Raw genomic sequence first — 8,256 nt, 5'->3', positions numbered from 1 at the left:
CATCGTGCTGACCGAGCCGAAATGGACGGTGCCGCTAAATATCTGGAATCAGGTCCCCAGCGGAAAGTGGATACTCTGGCGGGTGCGCGGACTGGACCTCGGCGCCACCCCCAAAACAGTCATTACAAGCGATCAGCGATTTTTCTACAAGTGGTAGGATACGGTGAGGTGTTTCGGCGATTGAGCGGACTGGGAGCTTCGGGGACAGGCGCCAGGGGCGCAGCCCCATATCCACGAATTCAAGAAGGCATGAATTCCATACGTGGAGCCAGACCCCTTCAGTCCCCTTCGCTTAAAAACAATTCCGGAACAGTGAATGTGTCCGGCGATTGAATTGGCTGGTTCCTTTCGATGGGGACAGCCCCGAATCTACGGTCTAAAAGACGCGGCCCGTAATTCTTGGGACAGTCCCCATCGAGTTCCGTACGTGGAGCCAGACCCCCTAACAGTCCGCCTTCGCCGGGTCACGCCGGGAGCTGCTGGTGGATTCTGTTTCTGCCCTCGCGTTTCGCGGCATACAACGCCTGGTCGGCGCGCTCGATAAGGCGCTGGGAAGTATCTTCTTTGCGGTCGCAGGTGGTCATTCCGCCGCTGATCGTGAGACCGGGATGAATGCACTCATCGCTTTCCTGTTCGCCGAGCCTTTGCTCGACGTCCTGGCGCAGTCTCTCGCAGTAGAAAAAGCCGAGTTCGGCGGTGGTTTCCGGAAGGATCGCGATAAATTCTTCGCCGCCGTACCGGCCGATGACATCGGTATGGCGCGAGGTTTTGGTCATGTATCGCGCCAAACTGCGGAGAACCTCGTCGCCTGTCTGATGGCCGAACTTGTCGTTGATGATCTTGAAGTGATCGATATCGAAGATGGCAACCGATAGCGGCCGATCGTATCGCTTCGAGCGTTCGATCTCGACCTCGAGGCTTCTCTTCCAGTAGTGCCTGTTGTAGAGTTGGGTTAATTCATCGTGAACGGCCTGCTGTCTTGTCTCCTGCAGGACAAAAGCATTTTCAATCGCCGCCCCCGCATGCCTGGCAAGGAAGAATGTGCTTTTCGCCTCTTTCGGTGAGAACGGCTCTCCGCTGAACCTCTGGCCGAGCGTTACGAATCCGACCGGATATTTCCGACCCAACAGCGGCGACGCAATCTCAGCTTGCAGAAGCCTCATCTCCTTATCGACGCCTACCATGCTCTCTGCGTTAACCGCCGCCGACAGTTCCCGGGCTGAAAGAATGCGATTGTTTTTTCGCAGCCAGAAATAGATGCCCGACTGAAAATTCAGCTCAATAGATTGAAGAATCTGGTTGTCGAATCCGCGCGACGCCCTGATCTGCAGCTTACCCGTCTCTTCATCAAGAAGGACGGCCGCCGCCTTTGCGCAGACGAAATATTCAGAGAACGCGCCGACCATGAGATCGAGCAGCTTATTAATGTCCTGAAGGTGGAGGCATGCAGAAAAAAATTGGCGCAACGGGCCCGACACGTCGTTTTCCCTCTCCTCCGAAACGGCATGAACCCCCGGCCACGGAGGCCGGGCAGCCTGCTTGCTTTGCTCCAATAAGCTGACTTCCCGAAGAAGCTGAACATGCTCGACGGCATTTTTCAGCTTGTGCCGCACGTGATCCTGCTGAAGCGGCTTCATCAGCAAATCGAACACGTGGGGCGAAATGACTTTCTTCATCTCTTCTGAAGCCCTCTCCTCCAGAACAGCGACGATCGAAAGGTTCTTGCTCATCTTCTTGACGATCGGGAGGTGGTCAAGCAACGGGCATCTGTCGAAATTCTCCTCGATCAGGAGCACATCGACCGGCAAATCCATCAGAAGCCCGTACAATGAAGCTTTGTTAGAGGGATAGAGAACCTCAGACCGTTCAGGCGCCGCAGAGGCGGCAATATCTTTTACTTTTTCATCCGGCGTTGCGACTATTATGATGACCGGTTCGAAAGAATACATGTGGGCGTATCTCAGTCTCCAGATGATATCCGCGCTCTGATCTCGCGGCGGAAAAACAGGTTGCGTCAGCTCGCCCCGCGCTTCACGTTCGGGCGAGGCAGGGCCTTTTTCTCCTCAATTTTTTCAGCGGCAGCGTATTGAGGACGTCTTGGGGTTCGAGCCATCCTCGCCGCGCGACGGCGACGCCAAGGCGGATCATGCTCATATGCTCCAGCTTATGCGCATCGGTGCCAATGGCAAGCTTTACGCCATACTTCTTCGCGCGTCTGCACCAGATATCGTCGAGGTCGAGCCTGTCATAGTTGGCGTTTATCTCGATCGCCGTCTCCGTCCGGGCGGCCGCCTGAAGCACCTTTTCCAAGTCCAGTTCGTATGGCGCCCGCCTGCCGATTTGCCTGCCGGTTGGATGGGCTATGCAATCGACCAGCGGATGTTCCATCGCCGCGATAATGCGCTGCGTAATTTTCTCGCCCGGCTGTTTGAATCCGGAATGTATCGATGCGACAACCCAATCGAACTGTTCGAGTACCTCGTCGGGATAATCGAGTTTCCCGTTCGACAGGATATCAAGTTCCGTGCCGAGCAGCAGCGTCATCTTTTTCAATTTTTTGTTTAACTCGCGAATCCGCGCCATCTTTTCTTCGACCCGCTCGGCGGTCAGCCCGTGAGCTATCTTCAGCGACTGCGAGTGATCGGTGACGGCAAGATACTCATACCCCAAGTCTTCCGCCCGCCGCGCCAGTTGTTCAAGCGTGGCGCTGCCGTCGCTGAAATCCGAGTGCACGTGCAAGTCTCCCCTGATCTGCTCGATGGTGACCAGATGAGGGAGCTTGCTTTCCATGGCGGCCTCGATCTCCCCGCGGTCTTCTCGCAGTTCCGGCGGTATCCACACGAGCCCAGCCGCATCGTAAACATCCTCTTCATCGCGGCCTGCAATCTTGCGATCCCCGCGGAAAACTCCATATTCGTTAATTTTCAGACCCATGCCCTTCGCCAGGTCGCGAAGCTTGACGTTGTGCGGCTTCGAGCCGGTGAAGTAAAGGAGAGCCGATCCGTAGCTTTCCTCCTCGACAACGCGCAGATCGATCTGCTGGTTGCCTTCCACGATGACGCTCGCCTTCGTGCCGCCGGCGGCAAGCACTCGCTTGACCTCAGGCATCGCGGTGAACGCATGAATCGCGTCCTGCGGGTGCGCCGAAGAGGCGAGGATATCAATGTCGCCTATGGTATCGCGCATACGGCGCAGGCTCCCGGCCATTTCAGCGCGCTCGACCGCCTTGAATTTCCTTACGGCCGCCACTATCTGTTCCGCCACCGGAAGCGCGATGCCCAGGGGGATCCGTTTCGACGACTGGCGAAGAAACTCGATTCCTTTCAATATGTTTTCAGCTTTTTTCGCGCCCAGACCCGGCAGTTGGCTGAGCCGCCCGTCAAGACAAGCCGCCTCGAGTTCCTTTATGGTTGATATCTTGAGATTCGAGTGGATGACAGCGAGACTCTTCGGGCCCATTCCCGGAATCTGCAGCATCACTATGAACTCCTCAGAATACCCCTTGCAGAGTTCTTCGGACTTCGCAATCTTTCCCGTCCGCAGGTATTCCTCTATTTTCTCCGCCATGCTCTTCCCGATGCCGGCAAGCTCGGAAAGCCGTTTCTCTGCGACCACGACGGCGATATCCTCCGGCGTATCACGCAACGTGCGGGCAGCGCGCCTGTACGAGGCCACCTTGAATACCATCTCGCCTTTGAATTCGAGCATATCGGCAATTCGATCAAATATGTCAGCAATCTCTGCGTTCTTCATGGTTCACAATATAACGCTTTCTTTCCCATTAGTCTGCAGCTTATCGAATCGGCAATCTCGCCTGCTCTGATTCGCCCCGGCATAGCACATCCGCTCCTCGGCTACGAAAGCTGAGTTAGGTCGCTTTTCATTGAGCCGTGGGGATCATCATACATTCTCTTCAGCGTTAATTATGACATCGGAGTGTTTTGACCGATATTGCTGTGGGGCTCTGTTGCGAACCCGCCGACCCAATCCCGATGGTCTGAAAGATCTCCACTCCCGGGCTGCCACTTTCTCTCTTTCAGTTCGCGAACAGGGATTGCCGGTAAAGAAAATTTCCCTTTACATTTTCACTTTAGAATAATCAGAAAGCAAAGTCAAGACGAAAAGCCGGCAAGAAATCTCACCTGCGCGTCGCCCGCCGTTATGGATCCTCGATATAAAGCTGGGCCCATTTGCAGACTGTGCACGACGAGCTGCGGAGGGCAGCCATGCTGAACGGTCGTTCCACGCGATCAACCCCGGTTCTGCAGATGTTTTCCACAAAATTATCAACATCGAAAATATCATCCACAACTTGTTTGAGGTCAAAAAGTTAGTTTTATTTCTCAACAGAGGTCTCCGGTTTAATCAACAAGGTTATCCACAGTGTCGGAATGTGACGAAACGGCACGCGCACGTCTCCGAAATCGATGAAACGAACGTTCAGCCCATTGAAAAAGGAAGCTTTTTGCGGATAATGTGTCCCATTTCGTTCCACCTGACCGCCTCTCGGAGGGCTACCCGGCAGGAGGCAAAGCAGCACCTCAGCATCGTCTTTGCAGAACAAATGGCCGACGCTTGCGCGATATCTCAGGGGAAAGTCTGCAGGGCGACCGTCAAGGCGGAGTTTTGGGAGGAAGAATAAAGAGTTTGAATGATACGCTGGATGAGTTCAGAGAATAGCAACAGGGAAGAAAATTAACCGTACCCCATGGTTTCGCCTAATACTTCTTCAATTGTTGTTATGCCGGCGAGTATTTTCCTTATTCCGGCTTCGCGGAGGGTGTGCATGCCGTTCCGGACAGCGGCGTCGCGGATTTCGCCGGTGGCGCTGCGTTTGAGGATCAGGTCGCGAACCTCGTCATTGAGCGTCATGAGCTCGTAGATGCCGGTTCTGCCCTTGTAGCCGACGTGTGAGCACTCTTTACACCCGCGAGAGCGGTAGATTTTTGTGTCCTTGATCTGATCGCGGGTCAACCCGACCGTCCGAAGTTCCTCATCGGGCGGATCGTATGCTTCGCGGCAGAACATGCAGAGTTTTCGGACGAGCCGCTGGGCGACAACAGCCTCAATGGTGGATGTCAATAGGAACGGTTCAACGTCCATGTCGATCATACGGGTGACTGTGCTTGGCGCATCATTCGTGTGAAGCGTGCTGAAGACAAGGTGTCCGGTCAGCGACGCTTCGATGGCGAGCGCGGCCGTTTCCACGTCGCGGATTTCGCCGACCATGCAGATATCCGGGTCCTGGCGCAGAATGGATCGCAGGCACTTGGCGAAAGTGAGTCCGACTTTTTCATTGATATTGACCTGGACAATCCCATTCACCTGGTATTCGACCGGGTCTTCCGTTGTGATGATCTTCCACTGGGGATCGTTCAGTTCATTCAGACAGGCGTAAAGGGTGGTCGTTTTTCCGGACCCGGTTGGGCCGGTAACGAGGATGATTCCGTTTGGCCGTTGAATGAGGTCCTGGATGATATCATGCTGATCTTTTTCGAGGCCGAGTCCGTCGAGCGAGATCATGACGGCGCTCTTGTCCAGGATACGGATAACGATGCTCTCTCCGAACATCGTCGGCAGGAACGAAATGCGGAGGTCGATATCTTTTCCGCCAAGCGATAATTGGATACGACCGTCCTGGGGAAGCCGCCGCTCTGCGATGTCGAGGTTTGCCATGACTTTCAGGCGCGAGCTTACAGCCAGCGCCAGATGTTTCGGGGGCGTCGCAATGTTATATAACACACCGTCAACGCGTTGGCGCACCTGGTAATCTTCTTCAAACGGCTCGAAGTGCAGGTCCGATGCGCGACTTTGAATCGCCTGAAGGATAACCAGGTTGATCAGCTTGATGACAGGCGCCTCGTGCGCAAGCGCAATGAGGTTATTGGCGTCCGCGATTTTCTCGCGCGTGACCTTGTTGGGGTCCTCCATTACTTTCTCGACGTCCGCGAACAGTTCATCGATGAGCGCCGCCGCCGACTCCTTCTGATAGCCGTAATGTCTTTCAATGGCGGCAGCGATTTCGCTCTGGCTGCTTACCGCTCCCTCGATCTCGCAGCCGATGATGACTTTCAGATCGTCGATCGTGTTGATGGCGAGCGGGTCGGCCATTGCGATCGTCAGCACGTTATCGGTTTTTCGTATGGGAATGATGTTGTAGAACTGCGCGATATCGGGCGTCACCAGGTGGAGCACTTCCGGGTCGATAGCAACCTGACCGAGGGCTACCTGCTCCATGCCTTGTTGAATCCCGAGGGCGTTAACGATATCCTGTTCTTTCGCATAGCCCAGGCTGACGAGGGTGCGCCCAAGGAACTCCCGGTTAGCTCGCTGTTTTTCGAGGGCTTCTTCAAGCTGGGCGGCGGTGATAACGCCGTTTTCCAGCAGGATCTCACCGAGGTTTCGAGTACCCAATGTCAATGCTGATCATTCTCCTGTTTTCGCTGGGTTTACGATACGCTCTTCACCAGTTTCAAGCCGGGCAGCAGGTCGTCCTGCTGCGTGATCATCACAGCTTCGTCAATCGTAGTGACTCCGGCGAATACTTTCAGCCAGGCGTCGTCACGAAGCGTCCTCATTCCCATCCGGCGCGCCTGGTTCTTCAAATCGACGGTGGGAGCGTGCGCGAGGACCATATCGCGGATCTTTTCATTCATAATGAGGAGCTCAAGGACCGTGGTCCGGCCGTGGTAGCCGGTCCGATTGCAGCTTTCACAGCCGGCGCCCTTATAGAAGGTGATATCGCTCACTTCCTGGGGGTCGAGGCCCACGTGACGCAGCTTCTCTTCGCTCGGGTGCTCTTCGGTCTTGCAACTCTTGCAGATCTTGCGGACAAGTCGCTGGGCCGAAATCGCCTGAACGGCCGATGAAACCAGGAAGGGTTTGATGCCCATATCGATCAAGCGGTTCAGCGCGCCCGCGGAATCGTTGGTATGCAGCGTGCTGAAAACCAGGTGACCGGTGAGCGACGCCCTGATAGCGATTTCCGCAGTCTCGCCGTCGCGAATCTCACCGACCATCACAATGTCCGGCGATTGGCGCAGGATGGAACGCAGACCTGCGGCAAAGGTAAGCCCGATTTCCTCTTCGATCTGCACCTGATTGATTCCGGAAAGCACGTACTCGACCGGGTTCTCAATGGTGATGATCTTGCGCTCGGGCGTGTTAATCGTATTGAGCGAAGCGTAGAGCGTCGTTGTCTTACCCGAACCGGTCGGGCCGGTTACCAGCACGATTCCTGTCGGGATGTGCAGCAGACCCTGCCAGCTTCTGAGCGTGTCAGACGCATATCCGAGATCGCGCAAGTCCAATGCGAGGCTGCTCTTGTCGAGAATTCGGAGCACGAAACTCTCGCCGTAAATGGCGGGCAGCGCCGAGGCGCGAAGGTCGATGTCCTTTCCCATGAGCTGCAGCTTGATGCGGCCGTCCTGCGGTATCCTTTTTTCGGAGATGTCCATGCCGGCCATGATTTTCAAACGCGAAAGGATGGCGTTCTGCAGCGCCTTGGGCGGCGGGTTCACCTCGTGAAGCACGCCGTCAATTCGGTACCTCACTTTGAGTTCCCGCTCGAACGGCTCGATGTGGATGTCGCTCGCGCGGTGCCGGAACGCTTCGAGAATAAGCAGCGTGACCAGTTTGATTACGGGCCCCTCGTCGCTCTCTTCGTCGTCGCCGCCCTCCACGAGAGAGCCGTCGAATTCGATGCTTTCTACGCTGAGGCTGCTGACGCTGAGACTGCTGACCGTGCTGAGGCTGTCGCCGCTGACCTGTGAAAGCATCGTGTCGACGGTCACCTCTTCGAGACCATAATATTTGCGAATCGCTTCTTTGATGGTTTCCTGTGTGGCGATAACGGGGCTGATATCGCACTCGAGCAGCAGGCGCAGGTTGTCAACCACACCCAGATTGGTCGGGTCGGCCATCGCGACATAAAGCGTTCTGCCTTCCTTCCTGACCGGGATGACCTGGTAGATTTTTGCGATGGAAGATTGGACGAAGTCGATCAGGTCCTGCGAGATTTCGAGGTTCGAAAGGTTGACCAGAGGGAGATTCAACTGAGTGGCGAGGGCTTCGGCCAGATGTTGAGGAGTTACGTAACCGAAACTGACGAGGACATCTCCAAGCCGCTTGCCGCTGGCCCTGGTCTGCTGGCGCTTCAGGGCGTCCTGGAGTTGCTCCTGCGTGATGGCGCCTTGGGCCAACAGAATCTGGCCCAGTGACTTACTGCTTTCAACAACAGCCACCGGTTCACCCCCT

General features: G+C 55.6%; 4 protein-coding genes. All 4 read right to left on the bottom strand.

The window, feature by feature from the left end; all coding sequences use genetic code 11:
- Positions 1-464: 464 nt before the first annotated feature.
- Positions 465-1,949, bottom strand: coding sequence for a sensor domain-containing diguanylate cyclase (locus C4520_02755; GenBank protein ID RJP25180.1), 1,485 nt, complete (start codon positions 1,947-1,949; stop codon positions 465-467).
- An 82-nt stretch (positions 1,950-2,031) separates the two neighbouring features.
- Positions 2,032-3,753 (bottom strand): DNA polymerase/3'-5' exonuclease PolX, encoded by a 1,722-nt coding sequence (gene polX, locus C4520_02750; protein RJP25179.1) that lies wholly within the window; start codon positions 3,751-3,753, stop codon positions 2,032-2,034.
- Between the two features lie 942 nt (positions 3,754-4,695).
- Positions 4,696-6,420: a type II secretion system protein GspE gene (gene gspE, locus C4520_02745; protein ID RJP25178.1), complete on the bottom strand. Its 1,725-nt coding sequence runs from the start codon at positions 6,418-6,420 to the stop codon at positions 4,696-4,698.
- A 29-nt stretch (positions 6,421-6,449) separates the two neighbouring features.
- Positions 6,450-8,216: a type II/IV secretion system protein gene (locus tag C4520_02740; GenBank protein RJP25181.1), complete on the bottom strand. Its 1,767-nt coding sequence runs from the start codon at positions 8,214-8,216 to the stop codon at positions 6,450-6,452.
- Between the last annotated feature and the right edge of the window lie 40 nt (positions 8,217-8,256).

It is taken from the genome of Candidatus Abyssobacteria bacterium SURF_5 (assembly GCA_003598085.1).
Lineage (GTDB): Bacteria > Abyssobacteria > SURF-5 > SURF-5 > SURF-5 > SURF-5.
The sequence above is the reverse complement of the archived record's forward strand: the minus strand, read 5'-3'. Positions and strand labels throughout refer to the sequence as shown.

Bases quoted from the DNA above. Each gene is read 5' to 3' on its own strand.
- C4520_02755 (RJP25180.1), bottom strand. From the start codon at position 1,949: ATGTATTCTTTCGAACCGGTCATCATAATAGTCGCAACGCCGGATGAA.
- polX (RJP25179.1), bottom strand. From the start codon at position 3,753: ATGAAGAACGCAGAGATTGCTGACATATTTGATCGAATTGCCGATATG.